Source organism: Amycolatopsis sp. NPDC059235 (assembly GCF_042754125.1).
GTDB lineage: Bacteria > Actinomycetota > Actinomycetes > Mycobacteriales > Pseudonocardiaceae > Amycolatopsis > Amycolatopsis albidoflava.
This window is the reverse complement of record NZ_JBHZAG010000010.1, coordinates 1-19757: the sequence shown is the minus strand read 5'-3', so window position 1 is coordinate 19757 and position 19757 is coordinate 1. Positions and strand designations below refer to the sequence as shown.

Here is a 19757-nt window from a genome sequence, read left to right as displayed (position 1 = left end):
TACTGTCACCCGAAAAGGAGCGAGCATGGACGAACTGGTGTGGGAACGGCCCGAACCGCCGGCGCGCGCGGCGCCGACGCCGTTGAGCCGCGCCCGCATCGTCGAGACCGCCTGCGCGCTCGCCGACGAGGGCGGGCTGGAAGCGGTGTCGCTGCGCAAAGTCGCGGCCGCGCTCGGCGCCGGGCCGATGCGGCTGTACGGCTACCTCGACACCAAAGAAGAACTGCTCGACCTGATGACCGACGCCGTCTACGGCGAGATCCCCTTGCCAGACCCGGAAACTGAAGGGCTCGCCGCCCTCCGCGCGCTCGCGCACGGCTGCCGCGCGGCCGTCCAGCGACACGAATGGTTCGCGGACCTGATCGGCGGACGGCCCGGGCTCGGCCCGAACGCGCTCGCCTACCTGGAGGCTTCGCTCGCCGCCGCGGCCGGGCCGGGCCCGATCGAGGACGCCGTGATCACGGTCTTCACCGTGCACTCCTACGTGACCGGCGCCGTCCGCAGCGAGATCCGCGAGCGGCGGCTCATCAGCGACACCGGCCTCGACGAGGAAAGCTGGCAGCGCGCCGCCGCGCCGTACCTGCAGCGGATGTTCGACTCCGGCCGCTACCCCACTCTCCTCCGCACTGCGCGCGACGCCGTCCACCCCGACGGCGACGCGGTCTTCTCCGCCGGCCTCGACCGGGTGCTCTCCGGCCTCTCCCTGCCCTAGTTACCGCTTAAGCGGCAAGATGGCCCCATGGACACCGCCGCGCTGGGCCCGACGACCCGCGTCATGCACGCGATGGAACGGCTCTGGGCCGAGATCCGCAGCAGGCACGCGGACGTTCCCGAGGCGATCCTCGTGCTGGCGTCGGGAACGATGGGCACCACCACCGAGATCCACGGCCACTTCGCGCGGTCCCGCTGGCACGTCGGCGACGGCGTCGAACCGCGCGCGGAGTTCTTCCTCGGCGCGGAAGGCCTCCGGCGCGGCGCGGCTGAGATCCTCTCCACCACGCTCCACGAGGCCGCGCACGGACTCGCCGCCACCCGCGACATCGTCGACGTCAGCGACGGCCGCTACCACAACAAACGCTTCGCCGCGCTCGCCGCCGAACTCGGCCTGCGCGCCGAACAGGCCGACCGGATCGGCTGGTCCGCGACCACCGCACTCCCCGCGACTCTCGAGGCGTACCAACGAGAACTCGCTCGCCTCGAAGACGCGCTGACCGTGTGGCGGCACACCGAACAGGAGGTCGCACGACGCGCCGTGGCGGCTCCGCCGGACGATCCCGAGGGTCCGGACGAGGTGGCCGAACCGCTCCCGCCGCCGGTGGTGATCGCTCCGGTCGACGGCCGCGGCGCGCATCGCGGCGGGCCGAACTACGTCGCGGCGATCTGCCGGTGCGAACCGCCGCGCCGGATCCGCGCGGCCCGATCGATCCTGGAGCTGGGGCCGATCACCTGCACGTTGTGCACCGAACCGTTCATCGAGGCTTGACCGCTGCCGCGGCAGTGCTTAGTGCTTGCACTTTGCTATCACTTCGGGCTACCGTCGCGCATCACGAGCGGAGGGGGTCGCCATGCTGAAACAGGCAGCGGAGGGTGTGCTGGTCCACCAGAGCGAACTGCTGGAGAACAACGCGGTCGTCGTGCGGGGCCAGACTGGCGTGCTGCTAGTCGACCCTGGGCTCACGAGAGACGAACTGACCTGCCTCGCCGCCGATCTGCGCGAACTCGGCCAGCCGGTCGCGGCGGGATTCGCGACCCATCCGGATTGGGATCACGTGCTCTGGCACACCGAGTTCGGCGACGCTCCCCGCTACGGCACCGCCCGTTGCGCGGCCTTCCTGCGCGATCTGCTGGCAAAACCGGACTGGAAAACCCTTGTCGCCGAAGGATTGCCGCCGGAGATCGCCGACGACGTACCGCTGGACCTGCTCGGCCGCATCACCGGTCTGCCCGCCGGCACCGCGTATCTCCCGTGGGACGGCCCGCGAGTCCGGATCATCGAACATCCGGCGCACGCTCCCGGCCACGCGGCGCTGCTGATCGAGGAACCCGGAGTTCTCGTCGCGGGCGACATGCTTTCCGACGTCCTGGTCCCGATGTTCGACACCACCGACGACCCGATCGAGGACTACCTCGCCGGATTGCGCGCGCTCGAAGCCGTGGCGGACGACGTCGACGTTCTCATCCCCGGCCACGGATCCGTCGGAGTCGACGAGGTGCGCGCGCGAATCGACCTCGACCGCGCGTACGTGCAGGCCGTGCGCGACGGCCGCGAGCCCGCCGACCCGCGGATCGGCCCGTCGGCCAAGCCCGGCTGGGAGTGGGTCCGGGATCTGCACCAGGGACAAGCCCGGAGGCTCGCCCGGATCTGCGGCTGAGGATCAGCCGAGCCAGCCGCGGTGCAACGCCGGAGCGAGTTCGTGCGCGGCGGAATCGCGGATGGCGTTCTCGTCGTGGAGATACCCCTCGGTGGTCGACAACGCGGCGTGCCCGAGATCGCGCTGCACCTGGCGCGGCGGGACCCCTCGCTCGATCGCGTGCGTCGCGTAGGAGTGGCGCGCCGAGTGCGGATGGATGGTGTCGCACAACGAATGCAGGTGCGTCGCGACGAACCGGGCCTCGGCGGTGTCGAGCAGTTCCCGCAGCCGCGCGGTCTTGGGCGGCTGGCAGAACGTCGCGCACAGCCGCCGCAGCAACGCCGTCACGTGCGAAACGTGCACGCGCGCGCCGGTGCTGGTGACGAACAGCGGCTCCGCCCGATTCGCGCCCACCTGCCCGCGCAGCGCCGGGACCTGCGGCGTGACGCGGTCCGCGAGATAGGCGTCGAGCGCGTCCGCCACCGGTGCGGCCAGCGCGACCTCGCGGTCCTTGGATCCCTTGCCGTGCACGCGAAGCACGCCGATGCCGCCCGCGGCCGGCCGCCGGTAGTCGCCCAGATCGACGCCGACGAGTTCCTCCGCGCGCACCCCGGTGCCGATCAGGATCTCGACCATCGCCCGGTCGCGCAGGCCGTTGCGGCTGTGGTCGACCAGCAGCCACGCGGCGAGCAGCAACGCCCGGCACGCGTCGAACGACCAGCGCGCGGTCTGCGACGGTACGCCGGAAGGCCGGTTGAGATGCTGCGCGCGCCGGTCGACGAGCGCAGCGGGATTGTGCCCGGCCAAGCCCTCCCGCAGCAGGTACTTGCGGTAGAACGCGGACACCGCCGACAGCATCCGGCCGCGCGTCGCGTCGCGGTAGCCGGCTTGGGCCAGCTCGTCCAGCCACTGCTCGACGTGCTCCACCCGGACGTCGGCGAAGGACGTGAACCCGTTGCGCAGGCACCACGGCAGCCACGCGAGCGCGTCCGGATCGGTCCGCCGCGCCCGGCCGCGGCGACGGCCCGGGTCCGGCGGCTGGTAGCCGGGCACCCAGTCGAGCGGGATGCCGAGATCGGTCGCGTACGCGACGCGGGTGTTGACCGACGCGTACACGCGCAGAAACTCCCCGAACCGCTCCCGCGCGTCCTTGCCCGCTCCCCCGGCATCGGTCACCGCGAGGGTCATGCGCGCCCGCCCGGATACAGCGCGGCGACCCCGGCGAGCACGAGATCGATCCCGGCGAGGAACTGCTCGCGGTCGTCGTGCTCGCTCATCTGGCCCGCCATCGCCCGGGTCGTCTCGTACTCCGCCGGGTCCAGTGCCTCCCACGCTTCCGCCGTGGCGGCAAGGAATTCGGCCCGGTCCGCGTCCGGCTCGGTCACCTGGCTGTTCGCCGCGTTCTGCCCGGCCGCGCCCAGGACGTAGTGCATCAGAACCGACGTCGCGGTGAACCAGTGCTCCTCGGGCACGCCCAGCGCGCGGACCCGGCGGCCGAGGCTCTCGAGAATCCGCGGCGTCACCGGCCCGCCGGGGCTGCGGGACAACTGAAGCAGAAGCTGCGCGGCGAGCCACGGATGCGCGTCGATCGCGGAGAACAGCCCGAGCGCGACCGCGTGCACTTCCTCGCGCGGCGATCCGGCCGACTCCGCCGCCAGCGCGTCCGCCACCACCGCGTCGGTCGCGGCGACCAGCAGTTCGCCCTTGTTCGCGACGTGCCAGTAGATCGCGCCGGGACCGGTCGCGAGCCGCTCGGTGAGCACCCGGAAAGTCAGGCCGCTCTCGCCGGCCGCGTCCAGCAGTTCCACCGCCGCCTCGACGATGCGCTCCCGAGAGAGCGCCTCCGTGCGCCGCTGTGCCCGGCGCGTCCCCGTAGCCATGGGTCCATCTTGACACATCTGGAGCGCCGTTCCAACATGGAATGGCGTACCAGAAATTCTCTCTCGAAGGAGCCGTGTCATGAACACACCCGTCACGATCGTCGGCGCCGGGCTCGGCGGTCTCACGCTCGCCCGCGTCCTGCACGTCCGCGGAATCCCCGCCGCTGTCTACGAAGCCGAGCCGTCGCCGGCCTCGCGCGCCCAGGGCGGCCTGCTCGACATCCACGACTACAACGGTCAGCTCGCCGTGGAAGCCGCCGGGCTGACCGCCGAATTCCGCACCCTGATCCTGGAGGGGAGACAAGAACTGCGGCTGCTCGACCGGGACGGGACAGTGCTGTTCAAACAACCCGACGACGGCACCGGCGGCCGTCCCGAAGTCCACCGCGGCGAGCTTCGGCAGCTGCTGATCGACTCGCTGCCCGAGGTCACTGTCCACTGGGGACACAAGGTCAGCGGCGTTAGGGCCGTGGCCGAGGGCTACGAGGTGGCGTTCGCCGACGGAACCACAGTGACAACGAATCTGCTGGTCGGCGCGGATGGCGCCTGGTCGAAGGTCCGGCCGCTGCTGTCCTCGGCGAAGCCGGAGTACAGCGGGGTGTCCTCGGTCGAGACCTTCGTCTACGACTCCGACCGGCGGTTCCCGGCCACGGCCGAAGCGGTCGGCGGCGGGATGCTGCTGGTGCTCGCACCCGGCCACGGCATCACCGCGCACCGCGAGCGAGACGGAATCCTGCACGCCTACATCGGGCTCGAACGGTCGCTGGACTGGTTCGACAGCATCGATTTCGCCGACGCAGCTGCCGCGACCGCCCGGATCGCGGCGGAGTACGAGGGCTGGTCGACGGCGTTGACCACGCTGATCACCGAAAGCAACACCGCGCCGGTCCTGCGCCCGCACTACGGCCTGCCGATCGGGCTCCGGTGGGAGCGGGTACCTGGTGTGACGCTGATCGGCGACGCCGCGCACCTCGCCCCGCCGAACGGAGAAGGCGCGAACCTGGCCATGCTCGACGGCGCCGAACTCGGGCTCGCGCTCGCCGCCCATCCCGGCGACGTCGAGGCCGCGCTGGCCGAGTACGAACAGGCGATGTTCCCGCGCGGCGAGGAAACCGCCGCCGAGGGCGCGCACCTGCAACGGCAGATGTTCGGCCCCGACGCACCGCACGGCCTGCTCGCCGACTTCGTCGCCGGGACCTAGCCCTGGGCAGGTCCGTGAAGGGCTCCTTGAGGGAATCTAATTCCTGCAAGGAGCCCTTCACGGACTCACCTGCGTCAGGCCACTGCTTCCCGGAGGGAGGCGGAGAGCGCACGGGCCTCGTGCTCGGTCATCCGGCCGGTTTCGTACGGCACGCCGTTGACCCACCGCTGCGTCAGCCGGGCGATCCGCTCGCCGTAGCGCTGGGCGGTGACCCGGTCGCCGGGCGAACCGGCCTCCTCCGGGCCGAGGTCGGCGTGGCTCTGGCTCATCAGCCCCAGCCACGAGCCGAGCCGGTTGACGTCGTCGCGGGTCCCGCCGCTCCAGTTGTTGCCCGGCATGTCGCCCACGCCGATCCACTGCATGCCCAGCTGCGCCGCGAACACCGACAGCTGCTGCAACACCGCCAGCTTGTCGCCGCTCTGCGACGCGGACATGGTGAACCCGCCGGCCAGCTTGTCCTTCCACGCCTGCGTCGTGAACGGCGTGAACGCGGCCTCCATGAACGCCTTGAACACCGCCGACACGCTGCCCATCAGCGTCGGGCAGCCCAGGACGATCGCGTCGGAACGGCCCAGCAACGCCATGACCTCGCTGTCGTGCCAGCGGCCCGCGGTGACGTCGTCGGCCCGGATGTCGACGAGGTGCACCTGCACGCCCGGCACCTGCCGGGCCCCTTCGGCGAGGTGCTCGGCCAGGAGACGGGTGTGGCCGTGCACCGAGTGGCAGACGACGGTCACGGTGGCGTTGGGAATGCCGTCAACGGCATTGGCTGTCATGCGAAAACTTCTTCCGGTCGTGGGGAAATCCCCTGCTTGCTTCCCATCTCATCCCGATCGCCGGACGCCATCAACGCCGTTCTCCGGCACCCAGCGATCGGTGACGCCGATCGATCGGGCTAGCCTGCTCCGGTGGACAGGATCGAGCTCGAAGCGTTCGTCACCGTCGCGGAGGAGCTCCACTTCGGCCGCGCCGCCGAACGCCTCCACCGCGGACAGCCGACCGTCAGCGACGCCGTCCGCCGTCTGGAGAAAACCTTGGGCGGCAAGCTGTTCCACCGCACCAGCCGCCGCGTCACGCTGACCGATCTCGGCGAAGCGCTCCTGCCCGACGCCCACGCCACCCTCGCCCAGCTGCGCCGCTTCGAGCAACGCGGCCGTTCCCTGGCCGGCGGCGACCGGGCGCGCACCACTCTCGTCGTCGCTCACGCCGAGTACACCGCGCACCAAGTGCTGATGCGCTGCCTGCCGCAGCTGCGCGAGCGGTTCCCGGACGTCGCCATCGTGCCGGAGCCGATGCCGACCACCGCTCAGCTCGCCGGCCTGCGCGCGGAAACCGTCGGGCTCGGCATCGGCTGGGCGGCCGGCGGAATCGACGGCGTGCGGGCGAGGGTGCTGTCCGCCGAACGGTTCGTCGCGCTTGTGCCCGCGGCGCATTCCCTTGCCGGACATGCCGAACTGAGCGCCGCCGAGCTGTCCTCGAGCGCGTTGCTGACCTGGCCGCACCAGATCAACAGCGGGCTGTGCGACCGGCTGCTGTCCGCGTTCCGGATCAGCGGGGCGGACCTGCGGATCATCCGGACCGCCGACAGCGTGCAGGCGATCGCCGCCCACGTCGCGGCCGGAACGGGCATCGGGATCACCGTCGAATCGGCACTGGACCACCAGCCGCCGGGACTGCGGATCATCCCGCTGACCGGTCCTTCGACGACTGCCGACCAGGTCGTCCTCTTGCCCGAAAAGCCGTCCGAAGTCGCGCTCGCGCTGCGGGATCTGTTGGTGCGGGCTTCTTTCGCGGGTTAAGGACACGCGCCGGACAGGATCCGGCCGTGCAGCTCCACCAACCGCGCGCCGGGATCGACGCCCAGCTCGGTGCGGAGGCGGCGGCTCAGCCCGGCGTACCGGCGAAGCGCGTCCGCCTGGCGGCCGTGCCGGCACAGCACCGTCATCAGCTGCGCGGCGATCCGCTCGTCCAGCGGATGTTCGGCGGCGTAGTGGTTCAGCGGGCCGAGCAGCTCGGACGACTTGCCTTCCCGCAGGCAGATGTCGAACAGATCCAGCTCCGCCCCGAGCCGTTCGGCAGCGAACCGCGCGCGCAGATCGACCAGCCACGCGGCGTCGACATCGACGAACGGAACTCCGCGGCAGAGCGACAACGCGGCTTCGTAAGACTGTTTCGCCCGCCGCCGGTCGCTGCCGGATTTCCGCGCCCGCGACACCAGCCCGCGGAACCGGCACAGGTCGATGTCGTCCTCGTCGACGATCAGCACGTATCCGCGGTGCCCGCGCGTCAGCACCAGCCGATCGCTGTGCTGAACCACCCCGCGAAGCCGGGAAACGTAGCTGTAGAGCGCGTTGTGCACGCGCGCCGGCGGGGAGCCGTTCCAGACCCGGCTGATCAGCTCGCCGGCCGAGATCTGGACGTTCGGCTGGATGAGAAGCGCCGCGAGGAGCCGGCGCTGCCGCGGCGGGCCCAGCGCGAGAATCCGTTCGCCGACCCGTATTTCGACCTCTCCGAGAACCCTGACCTCGGTGCCGCTCACGGAACCTCCCTGGGTTGTTTCCGGGATACCAGTCCCGCCGCCGCGGTTTCAAGGTCGCGGCAAGGTTTCGACAAGGCGCCCCGGCCACGATGGGCCACGGCCCGGGCAGCGTCGCTCCGCATCGGGAACGCGCCCGCCGGCTTTCGCCGACCGATGGCGCGGTTTCCCGCTGCCGGGAACGGAAATCGGGAGGTGAAGGCCCATGCTGTACCGCCACTGACCCGGCAAGCGCAGTGCGGGCGCGGCGTTCTCGCCGGGGAACCGGAGGACGTCTTGGCACCGCACGACGACCCGTACTTCGAGCCGCTCGACCCGCGCGTGCTCGCCGACCCGCACCCGTATTACCGCAGGCTGCGCGAGGCGCATCCGGTGTACTGGCACGGAATGCTGGGCTCCTGGGTCGTCACCGAACACGCCGCCGGACGCCAGGTGCTCGCCGACACCGCCCGCTACGCCGCGGACTTCCGCCGGGCCGGGATCGACGTTCCCGCCGCGTCGGTGAACCTGCAGCAGCTCGACCCGCCGGAGCACACCGGGATCCGCCGTCTGCTCGTCTGCGCGCTGCACCAAGTGCCGCAGCGCGCGATGGCCGACCACCTGCGCACGACCATGACTTCCCGGCTGCTCGCGCTGGGAGACGCCTGCCCGGCCGACCTGGTGTGGGGCTTCGCCCGCCCGGTCGCGCTCGACGCGATCAGCCGCTATCTCGGCGTGCAACCGCCGGACGGCGAGGAGTTCGAGCGTTACTCCAACGCCATCGTGCGCAGCATGGATTCCGGTCTCGACCCGTCCCGCGCGGAGGCCGGGGACCAGGCTCGGGCGCGGCTGAGCGAACTCGTCGCCGGTTGGCTGGCCGACGACAATCAAATCGGTTTCGTCGCCGCCGCCCGCCGCGCGCGCTACGTCCGCCCCGGCATCTCCGCGGACCTGCTGGCGAACTCGCTCCGCGCGGTCCTGCACGCGGGTTACGAATCGTCCAGCCGCCTGCTCGGCGCGGCTTTGCTGCGTCTGGCGCGCCGGCCGGGCCTGCTGGATCAGCTGTCCGCTTTGGACGGGGCGGACGATCTCGCCGACGAACTGGTCCGCCTCGACGGCTCCGTGCAAGCCGACGGCCGCATCTGCGTCGCAGACGGCGAACTGGGCGGCCAGCGCATCCGGCGCGGCGACGTCGTGATCGTGCTGCTGGCCGCGGCGAACCGCGATCCCGCCGTGTTCCCTTGCCCGGACGAGGTGAATCCGCGGCCCCGGCGCGGCCTGCACCTCGGATTCGGCCGCGGCGCGCATTCCTGTCTCGGCGCCGCGCTGGTCAACCTGCAGCTGCGCACGCTCTTCGACTGCTTGCGGGACAACGGAATCACGCTCACGCTGGCCGGCTGTCCGGCCTGGGAGGACACCGCGACCCTGCGCGGGCTGACTTCGCTGCCGGTCCAGGTGTCGGTTCGGCGGAAAACCTCGCTGCACTGGCGGTAGGTCGCCGGAACGGGGCCGGTTTTCGAGCGAGGCGACGGCGCTGGACGTGCGGCTTTTCGACGTCGACCGCAGGCGCCGGGAGGTCGAGGGCAGCTCACCGCCAGGAGGGGAAGGGCGGGGCGTCGGCCAGCGGTGAGGCCGCTGTCCGCAGCGAACTGCTGAAGGCGGACAGCAGGTCGAGGATCATCTCCTCGAGACGGTCGCGGGCGATGAACTCGACTTCGGGGCGCGGGGTCCAGGAAGTCCTCGACGTGCAGGCGATCCGCGCGTCTTCGCCTTCGCCTTCGCCGGACAGGCGGAAATGCAGCGTTCGCTCGATGCCCTGGCCGTAGAAGTCGAGCTCGCTGTCGCGGTGTGCGCGCAGGGCGTTCAGGAGGCTTGGGAGCTGCTCGACCAGCGTCGACAGGTCGTAGGCGACGTCTGCTGGCCAGTCGTCGCCGAATCCGCGGACGGTGAACGCGCAGTCCGTCGCGGCGAGCACTCCGCACGCTTCGATGACCAGCGAGTCGAAGTCGAGCTCGCAGTCCGGCGCGGGCTCGACGACCCCGGGCGGCCGCGTCGCGGGTTGGAGGCAGAAGGAGAAGGTCCGCTGCCCGCTCTCGGTCACCCCGTGTCCCCTTGTCTCCGGCGTCATGGTCGGCGTCCGACCAGGGTAGCCAGGCGCTGGCATCTGCCTATATGAATAATCTCAGTTATCCATATGACTCCAGGCCATCGCGGGTCCTGACTGGTTTTGGTTTTGTTTTTGATACCTGGTGTTTGCGTATCAATACTCTAACTGTAGAGTGGGTCTCACCTGCAGAAAGGGGCATCGATGGAGACGGGTGGGCCGCCGATCCGGCGTGGGAGCCGGGAAGAGCGGCGGGAGGCGACCGTGCGCGCGTTGACCGCCGGGGACGAGGCGGGGTGCGCCTACTGCGGTCAGCCGCTGCCGCCTATCCCCCGTCAGGGCGGGCGGCCGACGCCGTACTGCCCGGCCGATCCCGAGCGGTACGGAAAGTGGGGCGCGAAGGTCGTCACGTGTGCGCTGCTCGACGAGCAGCGCGAGATCTGGGTGACCGTCTACGGCCCCGACCAGCCGATGATCCTGCTCGACACCCAGTCGCTCGACGAGCAGCTCGGCTCGGCGTTGTCGGCGTTGGACCCGCTGCACGCGGAGCTGTCCGCGCTCCGCACGCACGTCACCGACCAGACCGCGGCGGCTCTCAAAGCGCGGGAAGAGGCTGAGGCGGCCCGCGACGAGGCGGTGGAGCAGGCCAGGGTGGCGAACGCGGAGCGAGCACACGCGATGGCCGCCGCGGAGGAGGCGCGCGAGGCTGAGGCGGAGGCCAAAAAGCAGTCCGAAGTGGACCGTGCCGAGCGCGACAGTGCGCTCTCGAATGCTTCTGCGGCAAGGAAGGCGCAGGAAGCGGCGTTGGCCGTTCGCGATGAGGCGGAGAACAATCGGCAGCGCGCGCTCGAACAGGCGGCAGCGGCGCATGACCGGGTCACGGGCCTGCAGCGCGAGATCTCGGCCTTGCGCGCGACAGCGGTCGAGGATCTCGAACAGGCCCGTCGCGACGCAGCGGAGGCACAGCAGGAGCTGCGGACGTCGTTGGCCGCCGAGCACGAAAGCCGGTTGCGCGACCAGGAACTGCGGATGCGCGAGCACGCGGCTGAGGCGGACGAGCGGGTGCGCGGGGTCCAGCTCGCGGCGGATCAGCGGGTCGCCGAGTCAGCGGCGCAGTTGAGTCAGGCGACCAAGGGGTACGCCGAAACGCTGGCGCCGCTGCACGCTGAGCTGGGGGAACTTCGCGTTCGCGTCAGTGCGCAGCAGGCTGAGCTGGACGAGTTGAAACGCCTGCGGGATGCAGAGAAGGCCGAGGAGACGGAAGAGGAAGCGGCTGGGCACTGAGGCGGCCGCACGCCTGGCTGGGTTGTGGTTCAATGACCTCAGTCGCCGGATCTTCCCGGCGGACTGTTCTTGCCCGCGGTGCTTTTCCTGGCCCGCCTCGGCGCACTTCATCGATCCCGGCCTCGTCAGGTCGTCCCCAGCCATGCCCACGAAACGGAGCACAACCATGCCCACCGAACGCCTCACCAACGGCACCGAACGAGCGCTCCTCGAGAACACGCTCGATCGCAACCGCGAAGCCCTCGTCGAGACCCTTCGCGGACTGTCCGAAACCGACGCCCGACGACGGCTCGTCGCGTCGCTGTCCACGCCGATCTCCGTGGTCAAGCACGCCGCCGCGGCCGAACGGATTTGGTTCCAGCGGTTCTGGGCCGGGCTCGAGGAGTCCGAGTGCGACGGCTATTCGAAGCGCGACGTCGGCACGTTCACCGTCACCGACGACGAGACCGTGGCCGACGTGATCGCCGAGTACGAGCGCGCCAGCCAGCGGTCGCGGGAGATCGCCGCGCGCTTCGAACTGGACGACACCAAGGAATTCCCCGGCGAGGGAACCATCAGCATGCGCTGGACGCTGCTCGGGATGATCCAGGAATTCGCCCGGCACGCGGGACACGGCGACATCCTGCGCGAGCAGATCGACCAGCCCCTGACCTGACTCCCCCGGCCCTGGCCGTGCCGTGCGGAGACCCGGCGGCACCGGCAGGAGTGCGTCGGCTCTGGATCGCGCGCTCAAGAAGCATCCTGGCGCTGCACAAGGAACAGCCTTCGGCGTTGAACTTTCGCTACGGCCAGCAGCATCCCGGCAGCGACGGCCGCGGAGCCGACCCCGAACAGCGGCGCGAGCGACAACGGCAGCACGCCCACTGCCAGCGAACCGAGCCCGAACCCGCACGCCTGCACGGTGAACGACAGCGAGAACCCGGCTGACCTCCGGTTCTTCGGGAGCAACCGCTGGAGGTTGACCGAGGTCGCGGCCACCAGCGGCGCGGTGCACCCGCCGATCAGCGTCAGCGAGCCCACCAGGCCAGCCCAGCCGAGGTCCGCCGCGAGAGCGAGCCCGCCGGCGACCAGACCGGCGAGGAACAGCCGCGGGTCGCCCGTCTTTCCCCGCCACGCACAGAGCAGGCTGCCCGCGATGCTGGCCCCGCTCAGCACGGCGATCACGACTGGCGCGGCCGCATCGGGCGCGCCCAGACGATGGACCAGCGGCAACGACGCGACCTCGATGGTGGACAGGAGCAGCCCGACGGTGAACGCGCAGCACAGCCACGGAAGGTAGATGATCGGCGGTGGCGGCGGGCCGTCATCGCCGGCACCGGCCCCTTGGTGCGCGCTCACGCGGCGCGGGACCAGGACCGCGGCAAGCAGGCACACAACGGTCATGGCGGCCAGCGGCAGCAGCGGTCCGGCCAAAGCGAGCAGAGCAACCAACCCCGGCCCGCCGACCAGGACGCATTCGAGGATGACCGCGTCGACCGAGACGGCCCTTGGCAGCTGCTCGTCGTCGACCACGTCGGCCAACAGCGTCCGAAAGCCGCCGGACGAAGCGCCCGCCGCGGCACCAGGCAACACGACGAGCGCGAGCAGCGCGGCGTTCGGCGCGTGCACCGCTGCGGCAGCGGTGAGCAGGGCGAATCCGGCTGCGGCGAGCAGAAGCAAGGCGGCCAGGCCGCGGGACACGCCGACGCGGTCAAGCCACCTCGCGAGCGGCACCGCGCCGGCCATCTCGGCGACGACATAGACCGACATCAGGACGCTGCCGAGCCGATACGACCCAGTGGTGGCCGTGGTCAGCAGAGTGAACGCGAGCGGCGCCATGGTCGCGGGGAGCCGGGCGCACTGGACGCCCGCCGACCAGTGCCAATACGCCCGATGAGTGAACAACGACATGCGAGTACGCTCGCCCGGCCCGGCGGTGCGGAATAGTGATTCGGGTGGAACCGAATGTTGCGGGCTTGCCGTGATCGAACTGGCCATGACCGCCGCGGGCAGCCAACGCGTCCGGTTCGCGATCTCCCCGCTGGAGGAGGCGCTCGGCGCGGTGCAGACCCTCCTGGGCGTCCGCGGGCATCCGGTGCACCTGCCGTGGGTGTCCAGCGCTCCCGCTCTCGACGATCTCGGCATCCCCGAGCTGGCCGCCGTGCTGAGCGCGCGGCACTACATCACGGAGTTCTTGAGCCCGCCGCCCGACGGCCCGGAAACGACCGCGGCAGCACAGCTGGACGCCGTTCGCGCCACGCCGCCCGGGCAGGTCGCGCTGGAGCTGGCGATGGTCGATGCCGACCTGAGCGGCTTGCCCGACGACCCGGCGACCGCACGGGATCTGCTTGCCGACCAGCTCGAGACCGTCTGGAACGCACTGCTCGCGCCGACCTGGCCCACGCTGCGCGAACTGCTCACCGCTGACCTCGCACACCGGACGCGCCTGCTCGGCGAGGGCGGGCTCGCCAAGGCGCTGGCCGAACTGCACCCGCAGGTGCGGCTGGCGGGAACGTCCATCCTCGTCGACGTCCAAGCCCGGGAACGGCTGGACATCGACACCCGCGGCCTGCTGCTCGTCCCGGCCGTGTTCGCGTGGCCGAACGTCGGGGTGGTGACCGTGCCGCCGTGGCAGCCGACGCTGCTGTATCCCGCCCGCGGCGTCGCATCGCTGTGGGCCTCGCCGACCGAACCGCCGGAGCCGCTGGTCGGCCTGATCGGCCGGACCCGCGCGCTGCTGCTCGCCTGCTTGGACCAGCCCTCGGCAACCGTCGACCTCGCCCAGCAGCTGCGCCTCGCGCCCGCGACAGTGTCCGCGCACCTGACCACACTGCGCGCAGCCGGGCTGCTGGCCAGCGACCGCAGCCGGCATCGCGTGCTCTACCGGCGCACCTCCCTGGGCGACGCGCTGCTCCAGGCCAGTCCACTCCGGTGAAGGCTCTGCTCGCGGTCACCCCAGCCAGGTAGCGAAGTCCAACAGGCCGGGATGTTCCTTGCGCAGCGCCGGGATGTCCGCCTGCCAACCGCCGTTGTTGGCGAAGTCGTAGCCCGCCACGGCATCAGGATCGCGGCCGGTCAGTGCCTCGCGCGGGATCGGCCGGTAGGTGACCGGCTCCCCCGTCGCCCGCGCCATGGCCTCAGAGATCTGCGGCATCGTCAGCTCGTCGCCGGCCAGCTCGATCGTCCGCCCGGCGTACTCGGCCGGGCGGGTGAAGGCCAGTGCGGCGAACGCGCCGATGTCGGCTGCCGCGATGAGCTGCACCGGCGATTCCGGCAGGAAGACGTCCGTCAGCACGCCGTCGCGGACGCCCAGCTGCGGGTGGATCTGGTTCTCCATGAACCGGACCGGACGCAGCGCGGTCACCGGAAGGCCCTGGTCGCGGGCGTAACGCTCCAAAGTGGACTTGGTCTGCCAGCGCGTGATGCCGTGCGGGGCATCGGCCGAGCCGACCGAGGCGTACACGAACGTCCGGACACCGGCTGCCGCGGCGGCGTCTGCGACGTTGCGGCCGTAGCGGAGTTCGTCGTCGATGGTGAAATCGGGCGGTGTGCCGGGATAGCCGAGGGTCGGCTGGACGCTGAAAACGCCGTCGGCGCCTTTGACGGCGATGTCGAGAGAAGCGCGGTCGCCCAGGTCGCCGCGGACGAGTTCGGTGCCGGCGGCGTCGAGTGCTTGTGCGGCGGGAGTGTCCGGGTCGCGGACCAGCGCGCGGACTCGTTGTCCGGCCGCCAGCAGTGCGCGGGCGGTCGCGCCGCCCTGGGTGCCGGTGGCTCCGGTGACGAGAACGGTGGTCATTTTTCCTCCTGCTGCCTGGATTCCCTTAAACGGGGATACTCCCCACTTTTCTTCAGCTACGATACGGGGACTATCCCCGATTAGGCAACCAGGAGGCGGCGATGCGGGCCGACGCCCAGCGCAACTACGACCGGCTCGTGGCGGCCGCGCGGAATGTCTTCGCCGAGCAGGGGGCGGACGCGCCGCTGGACGACATCGCGCAGCACGCGGGCGTCGGGAACGCCACGCTCTACCGCCACTTCCCCACCCGGCAGGCGTTGCTGGAGGCCGTTTTCCGCGACCACATCGACGCTCTGTGCCGGCAGGCGGACGAGCTGAGGTCGGCGGCGTCGCCGGGTGCCGCGTTGAAAGAATGGCTGGGCGAGGTCATCGCGCACGGGAGCGCGAAGCGCGGGCTTGCGGCGTCCCTGCTGGCAGCGTTGGGCGAGGAAAGCTCAGAGTGTCGCGCGGCGATTTTCGAGGCGGCGCAAGGGCTTCTGACCCGGGCGCAGGATGCCGGCGAAGTCCGGACGGATGTCTCGGTCGGGCAGGTGTTCAAGCTGGTCAACGCCGTCGCGCTGGCTACCGAGACGGAGCCGGACGCGGCCGCGCAGGCGGTCAGCTTGCTTGACCTGATCTTTCACGGCCTCGCTACGCCCTAGCCGCTACAGCCACCCGCTCGTCTCGGCCACCCGGACCGCCTCCGCGCGGGTGCGGGCTTGGGTCTTCCCGATCGCCGAAGACAGGTGGTTGCGCACAGTCCCCGCCGACAGGCCCAGCGCCGTCGCCATGTCCGCGACGGTCCCGCCTTCCGCCGCTGCGCGCAGGACGTCCGCCTCGCGGTCGGTGAGCGGGCTCGCGCCGCTGGCCAGCGATTCGGCGGCCAGCGCCGGGTCCACGAACCGCAGTCCGGCGTGCACCCGACGGATCGCGTTGATCAGCTGTTCCGGGCGCGAATCCTTCACCACGAACCCGGCCGCGCCCGCGGACATCGCGCGCGACAGGTATCCGGGGCGGCTGAAGGTGGTGCAGATCAGCACGCGGCATTCCGGCAGCGCGCGGCGCAGGTCGGCGGTCACGGCGAGCCCGTCGCGGCCGGGCATCTGGACGTCGACGAGCGCGATGTCGGGCGCGGTCCGCTGCGCGGCGGGCAGGACTTCGAGGCCGGAGCCGACCTCGGCGACCACCTCGAGGTCGGATTCCATCCGCAGCAAGGAAGCCAGCGCGCCGCGCACGAGCGCCTGGTCGTCGGCCAGCAGGACCCGGATCACGCCGCACCCGCCGGTCCGCGGGCCAGCACCCGGAATCCGCCGTGCGGGCCGCGGCCGTGTTCGAGCGTGCCGGACACCGCGGCCATCCGCTCCGCGAGGCCGGTGAGACCGTGCCCGGGGACGACGTCGGCCGGGACAGTGCCGTCGTCGGCGACTTCCAGCCAATCGCGGCCGACGCGGACGGTGCAGCGCTGGGCGTCGGAATGGCGGAGCACGTTGGTCACGGCTTCCCTCACCACATAACCGAAAACGCCCTGCAGATCAGCCGTCGCGGCATCGGTCTCGGCGGGCAGGTCTGCCTGGACTCCGGCGGCGCGCAGCGCCATCCGGGCGCCGGCGACTTCGGTCGCGAGCGACACGGTGCGGTAGTCGGACACGGTGGCGCGGACGTCGGAAAGGGCTTCCCGGCACAGCTCGTCCAGGTCCCGGATCTCGGCGAGCGCCGCTGCGGTGTCGTCCGTCGTTTCCAGGATCCGCCGGGTCAGGCCGAGTTTCAGCGTCATCGTGGAAAGGCTGTGGCCGAGGACGTCGTGCAGGTCCCGGGCGACGCGCTGCCGCTCCTGGTCGACGGCCATCCGCCGGATCTGCTCGCGGGCGAGCCTGAGATGGCCGATGGTGAACGTCAGCGCGTAGACGACGCCGAGGATCGCGGTGACGGCGACGAGCGTGAGCACCTGACCCCAGGCGACGCGGCCGTCCCGCACGAGCATCCACGCGATCTGGGCGGCGGCCGTCCCGAAGCCGAGCGGCAGGGAGAACCGCAGCGGCAACAGCATGAGCCCGGCGGCGATGGCGTAGGTGAGGCTGGTCAGGTACGCCGGGGAGCCGAGGATCAGCGCGGGGGTGATGCCGAGCGCGAACAACGCGGCCACCATCGCGATCCGCTGCCGCCGCAACGCGAGCGGGCCGAACCACAGCACCAGCAGGTACGCGACGGCGTAACAACCGAGGAAGCCGAAGACGAGCCCGGTGCGCACCGGGCCGTATTGCCCGTCCGCGAGGGCGATGACCCAGGTGACCAGGAATGCCATCATGACGCCGTTGACGACCACAGACCGGACGCGGCCGCGGTGCGGAGGGGCTGCTCCGCGCCGCGCGTCCGTCCAGAAGCTCCAGTCCGGCCACTGGCGGGCCGAGAAGCGGTCCGGATCGGGTTCGCGCACGTCGATCATGGTACGACTGCTTCGCCGATGATCACCCATGACAAACGGCACGGGCTCTTCCGGCGGGGCGATGCTGGGGTGGTTCCATGTTGCGCATAGCGAAATCCGGCCTGTCGAAATACCAGATCACCAGCGACGGCCGCCCGCTCACCGTCGTCGAGGGCCGGTCCGGAGGGCAGTTCCAGCTCGACGGCACCAGCTACCGGATCCGTCGTCGGCTCGGCATGTACCAGTTGCTAGCGGCCGACGGGTCGGTGCTCGCGAGCACCCGCCGGCCGGGCGCGCGAAGCTGGAGCGTCGAGAGCGGCAACGAGGTGCTTCGGTTCCGGCGGACCGGCCGCCGCGACCACGCTCGGGTCGACGAGGCCGGCAGCGTCTCCGTCAGCGCCGCTGACCTGCCGGGCGTCGAACCGGAGCTTCAGGTGTTCGTGCTCGCGGCCCTGGCGATGCGCACGCGCCGCCGACGCGTCGTGGTCGTCGCCGGGAGTTGAGCGGCGACTACGCTGGACAGGTTCGCCCGCCTTCGCTGGAGAGACCTTGTCCGACCGCCGCACCCTGACTGCCGACTGTACGAGCTGTTTCGCGCTCTGCTGCGTCGCGCTCACCTTCACCAAATCAGCTGATTTCGCCATCGACAAGCGCGCCGGCGACCCGTGCCCGAACCTGCAGCACGACTTCCGCTGCGGCATCCACGATCAGTTGCGTCCCAAGGGTTTCGCGGGCTGTACCGCGTACGACTGTTTCGGCGCGGGACAGCAGGTGTCACAGGTGACGTTCGCTGGCCGCAGCTGGCGCGAGGCTCCGGAAACCCGCGGGCAGATGTTCGCCGCACTGCCGGTGATGCGGCACCTGCACGAGCTGCTCTGGTATCTCGCCGAGGCCCGCTCGCTGACCGCGACCCGCGAGATCCACGCGGAGCTGGACGCCGCTATCGCCGAGATCGAGCAGGCGACGGCCGGCGACGCGGACGCGGTGCTGGCGATCGACGTCGACACGCGCCGGGCCCAGGTGAACCCGCTGCTGGTCCGTACCAGCGAACTGGTCCGCGCCGGAGCCGGGCGCAAGAAGGACCGCCGCGGCGCCGACCTGATCGGCGCGAAACTGGCCGGAGCGGACTTGCGCAGCACGAACTTGCGCGGCGCGTACCTGATCGCGGCCAACCTCCGGGGCGCGGACCTCCGCCGCGCCGACCTGATCGGCGCGGATCTGCGCGACGCCGACATCCGCGGCGCCGACTTCACCGACAGCCTTTTCCTTACCCAGTCCCAGGTGAACGCCGCCCGCGGCGACACCGCGACCAAACTGCCCGCACGGCTGACGCGACCCGACCACTGGTAGTCAGCGCGGCCGGGTCGACCCGACGACCACTCCGCCGAGCCGGGCGATCCAGCTGCCGCACACACAACGCACGTACTCGGTCCGGCTGGCCGCCGACGCGGGAACGACAGCGGAGGCGGGCAGCTCGGCCAGGGGCCAGCCGCAACGGGGGCAACGGTTTTCTTCCATGCCGCCATGGTGCGGTAATGGTTCAGTGCAGTTCAACCCTTACGGGTTGCCGCAGGGCGGAGTGGGACGTCGAGGGGACTTGCCAGGGAGTTCACGGCCTTGCCAGCCTTGCCGCGACCGTCGTGAAGCGGGCCTGAGTCGCGCGCCGTGGTGCCGACCGACGTCGGCGGGCACTATGAGTGCGGGGACGGTCCACGCGACATCCCCGTGTCGGGTCGCCGGGAGCGGCTTGCCGGTCGGAATCGTCGATCCGGAGAAAACGAGTTTAGCGGATGAATGACCCCGAAGCTTTTTCCTGGCGTTAACAAATAGCAAGCAGGTTGGGCGCGACGGGCGACAGCACGCGACCACACGGCGCAACGATTTGATAAGGGCAGATAATCTTTCTGTGCATGTACATCGGATGCCGCAGGCCGATATCATTCGCGAGTGTCGCATTTCCTGTTCGATTCGGGGAATGCGTTCAGGCGGCGGGGTTTATCGCGTCCCGGGGGCGCGCATGCACAGTCGATCGCCGGCATCGGCCGTCTCCGCGACGGCTGGAACTGTCCTCGTCGCAAGACCACGCACACCACAGAGAAGGGAATGTCATGAAACGCTCACTGTGGGCCAGAATTAGTGCGGTCGTGGGGGGGGGGGGCGGCCCGCGGGGGGGGGGGGCGGGGGCCGCCCCCCCCCCCCCCCACGCGCCGCGGTCGCCGCGCCCCCACGGCGGGCGGTTAAAAAAA

The 19757-nt window shown here is 70.8% G+C and carries 22 protein-coding genes; 12 read left to right on the top strand and 10 right to left on the bottom strand.

Annotated features, from left to right (window positions below; genetic code table 11):
• Positions 1–25: 25 nt before the first annotated feature.
• The 3 genes from ACFXI3_RS09500 (at position 26) to ACFXI3_RS09490 (ending at position 2372) form a co-directional block, all read left to right on the top strand.
• Positions 26–712: a TetR/AcrR family transcriptional regulator gene (locus ACFXI3_RS09500; RefSeq protein ID WP_344275197.1), complete on the top strand. Its 687-nt coding sequence runs from the start codon at positions 26–28 to the stop codon at positions 710–712.
• A 27-nt stretch (positions 713–739) separates the two neighbouring features.
• The gene (locus ACFXI3_RS09495; protein WP_378399185.1) at positions 740–1483 is read left to right on the top strand and encodes a hypothetical protein; all 744 of its coding nucleotides are present in this window, start codon (positions 740–742) and stop codon (positions 1481–1483) included.
• Positions 1484–1565: 82 nt separating this feature from the next.
• Positions 1566–2372: an MBL fold metallo-hydrolase gene (locus tag ACFXI3_RS09490; protein WP_378399184.1), complete on the top strand. Its 807-nt coding sequence runs from the start codon at positions 1566–1568 to the stop codon at positions 2370–2372.
• A gap of 3 nt (positions 2373–2375) precedes the next feature.
• On the opposite strand, the gene ACFXI3_RS09485 is transcribed toward ACFXI3_RS09490, so the two are convergent.
• Together ACFXI3_RS09485 and ACFXI3_RS09480 are read right to left on the bottom strand one after the other, a co-directional pair.
• Positions 2376–3539: a tyrosine-type recombinase/integrase gene (locus tag ACFXI3_RS09485; protein WP_378399183.1), complete on the bottom strand. Its 1164-nt coding sequence runs from the start codon at positions 3537–3539 to the stop codon at positions 2376–2378.
• On the bottom strand, positions 3536–4231 hold the full coding sequence (locus ACFXI3_RS09480; protein WP_344275210.1) for a TetR/AcrR family transcriptional regulator C-terminal domain-containing protein: 696 nt from the start codon (positions 4229–4231) through the stop codon (positions 3536–3538). Before ACFXI3_RS09480 ends, ACFXI3_RS09485 begins: the two co-directional genes overlap by 4 nt.
• A 79-nt stretch (positions 4232–4310) precedes the next feature.
• On the opposite strand from ACFXI3_RS09480, the gene ACFXI3_RS09475 reads away from it, so the two are divergent.
• The gene (locus ACFXI3_RS09475; protein ID WP_378399182.1) at positions 4311–5432 is read left to right on the top strand and encodes an FAD-dependent oxidoreductase; all 1122 of its coding nucleotides are present in this window, start codon (positions 4311–4313) and stop codon (positions 5430–5432) included.
• Positions 5433–5506: 74 nt separating this feature from the next.
• Here the strand turns inward: ACFXI3_RS09475 and ACFXI3_RS09470 are convergent, their stop codons facing one another.
• Positions 5507–6208 carry a flavodoxin family protein gene (locus ACFXI3_RS09470; protein ID WP_378399181.1) on the bottom strand — a complete coding sequence of 234 codons (702 nt, stop codon included), beginning with the start codon at positions 6206–6208 and terminating at the stop codon, positions 5507–5509.
• A 132-nt stretch (positions 6209–6340) separates the two neighbouring features.
• Here ACFXI3_RS09470 and ACFXI3_RS09465 point away from each other — a divergent pair, with 132 nt between their 5' ends.
• Positions 6341–7231 (top strand): LysR family transcriptional regulator, encoded by an 891-nt coding sequence (locus ACFXI3_RS09465; RefSeq protein WP_378399180.1) that lies wholly within the window; start codon positions 6341–6343, stop codon positions 7229–7231.
• Here the strand turns inward: ACFXI3_RS09465 and ACFXI3_RS09460 are convergent.
• On the bottom strand, positions 7228–7971 hold the full coding sequence (locus ACFXI3_RS09460; RefSeq protein ID WP_344275222.1) for a BTAD domain-containing putative transcriptional regulator: 744 nt from the start codon (positions 7969–7971) through the stop codon (positions 7228–7230). The genes ACFXI3_RS09465 and ACFXI3_RS09460 overlap by 4 nt on opposite strands.
• A gap of 273 nt (positions 7972–8244) precedes the next feature.
• Between ACFXI3_RS09460 and ACFXI3_RS09455 the strand changes: the two genes are divergently transcribed.
• A complete protein-coding gene (locus tag ACFXI3_RS09455; protein WP_378399179.1) occupies positions 8245–9441 on the top strand; it encodes a cytochrome P450 in 1197 nt (398 codons plus the stop codon).
• 94 nt (positions 9442–9535) lie between these two features.
• On the opposite strand, the gene ACFXI3_RS09450 is transcribed toward ACFXI3_RS09455, so the two are convergent.
• Entirely contained in the window at positions 9536–10048 is a 513-nt protein-coding gene (locus tag ACFXI3_RS09450; protein WP_378399178.1) for a hypothetical protein, read from the bottom strand.
• Positions 10049–10255: 207 nt separating this feature from the next.
• Between ACFXI3_RS09450 and ACFXI3_RS09445 the strand changes: the two genes are divergently transcribed.
• Positions 10256–11335 (top strand): hypothetical protein, encoded by a 1080-nt coding sequence (locus ACFXI3_RS09445; RefSeq protein WP_378399177.1) that lies wholly within the window; start codon positions 10256–10258, stop codon positions 11333–11335.
• A gap of 166 nt (positions 11336–11501) precedes the next feature.
• Positions 11502–11990, top strand: a complete 489-nt coding sequence (locus ACFXI3_RS09440) for a DinB family protein (RefSeq protein ID WP_378399176.1) — start codon at positions 11502–11504, stop codon at positions 11988–11990.
• 74 nt (positions 11991–12064) lie between these two features.
• On the opposite strand, the gene ACFXI3_RS09435 is transcribed toward ACFXI3_RS09440, so the two are convergent.
• On the bottom strand, positions 12065–13225 hold the full coding sequence (locus ACFXI3_RS09435) for an MFS transporter (protein ID WP_378399175.1): 1161 nt from the start codon (positions 13223–13225) through the stop codon (positions 12065–12067).
• Positions 13226–13295: 70 nt separating this feature from the next.
• Here ACFXI3_RS09435 and ACFXI3_RS09430 point away from each other — a divergent pair, with 70 nt between their 5' ends.
• Positions 13296–14249 (top strand): DUF5937 family protein, encoded by a 954-nt coding sequence (locus ACFXI3_RS09430; RefSeq protein ID WP_378399174.1) that lies wholly within the window; start codon positions 13296–13298, stop codon positions 14247–14249.
• A gap of 15 nt (positions 14250–14264) precedes the next feature.
• Here the strand turns inward: ACFXI3_RS09430 and ACFXI3_RS09425 are convergent, their stop codons facing one another.
• Positions 14265–15110, bottom strand: coding sequence for an NmrA/HSCARG family protein (locus ACFXI3_RS09425; protein ID WP_378399173.1), 846 nt, complete (start codon positions 15108–15110; stop codon positions 14265–14267).
• A gap of 101 nt (positions 15111–15211) precedes the next feature.
• On the opposite strand from ACFXI3_RS09425, the gene ACFXI3_RS09420 reads away from it, so the two are divergent.
• The gene (locus tag ACFXI3_RS09420) at positions 15212–15751 is read left to right on the top strand and encodes a TetR/AcrR family transcriptional regulator (protein WP_378399172.1); all 540 of its coding nucleotides are present in this window, start codon (positions 15212–15214) and stop codon (positions 15749–15751) included.
• 3 nt (positions 15752–15754) lie between these two features.
• On the opposite strand, the gene ACFXI3_RS09415 is transcribed toward ACFXI3_RS09420, so the two are convergent.
• Together ACFXI3_RS09415 and ACFXI3_RS09410 are read right to left on the bottom strand one after the other, a co-directional pair.
• A complete protein-coding gene (locus ACFXI3_RS09415) occupies positions 15755–16360 on the bottom strand; it encodes a response regulator transcription factor (protein ID WP_344275249.1) in 606 nt (201 codons plus the stop codon).
• On the bottom strand, positions 16357–17532 hold the full coding sequence (locus ACFXI3_RS09410; RefSeq protein ID WP_378399171.1) for a sensor histidine kinase: 1176 nt from the start codon (positions 17530–17532) through the stop codon (positions 16357–16359). Before ACFXI3_RS09410 ends, ACFXI3_RS09415 begins: the two co-directional genes overlap by 4 nt.
• 77 nt (positions 17533–17609) lie before the next feature.
• Between ACFXI3_RS09410 and ACFXI3_RS09405 the strand changes: the two genes are divergently transcribed.
• Together ACFXI3_RS09405 and ACFXI3_RS09400 are read left to right on the top strand one after the other, a co-directional pair.
• Positions 17610–18014: a hypothetical protein gene (locus ACFXI3_RS09405; RefSeq protein ID WP_378399170.1), complete on the top strand. Its 405-nt coding sequence runs from the start codon at positions 17610–17612 to the stop codon at positions 18012–18014.
• Positions 18015–18060: 46 nt separating this feature from the next.
• Positions 18061–18861, top strand: coding sequence for a pentapeptide repeat-containing protein (locus ACFXI3_RS09400; RefSeq protein WP_378399169.1), 801 nt, complete (start codon positions 18061–18063; stop codon positions 18859–18861).
• On the opposite strand, the gene ACFXI3_RS09395 is transcribed toward ACFXI3_RS09400, so the two are convergent.
• Positions 18862–19029 carry a hypothetical protein gene (locus tag ACFXI3_RS09395; protein WP_167493521.1) on the bottom strand — a complete coding sequence of 56 codons (168 nt, stop codon included), beginning with the start codon at positions 19027–19029 and terminating at the stop codon, positions 18862–18864. It lies immediately after the preceding gene.
• Between the last annotated feature and the right edge of the window lie 728 nt (positions 19030–19757).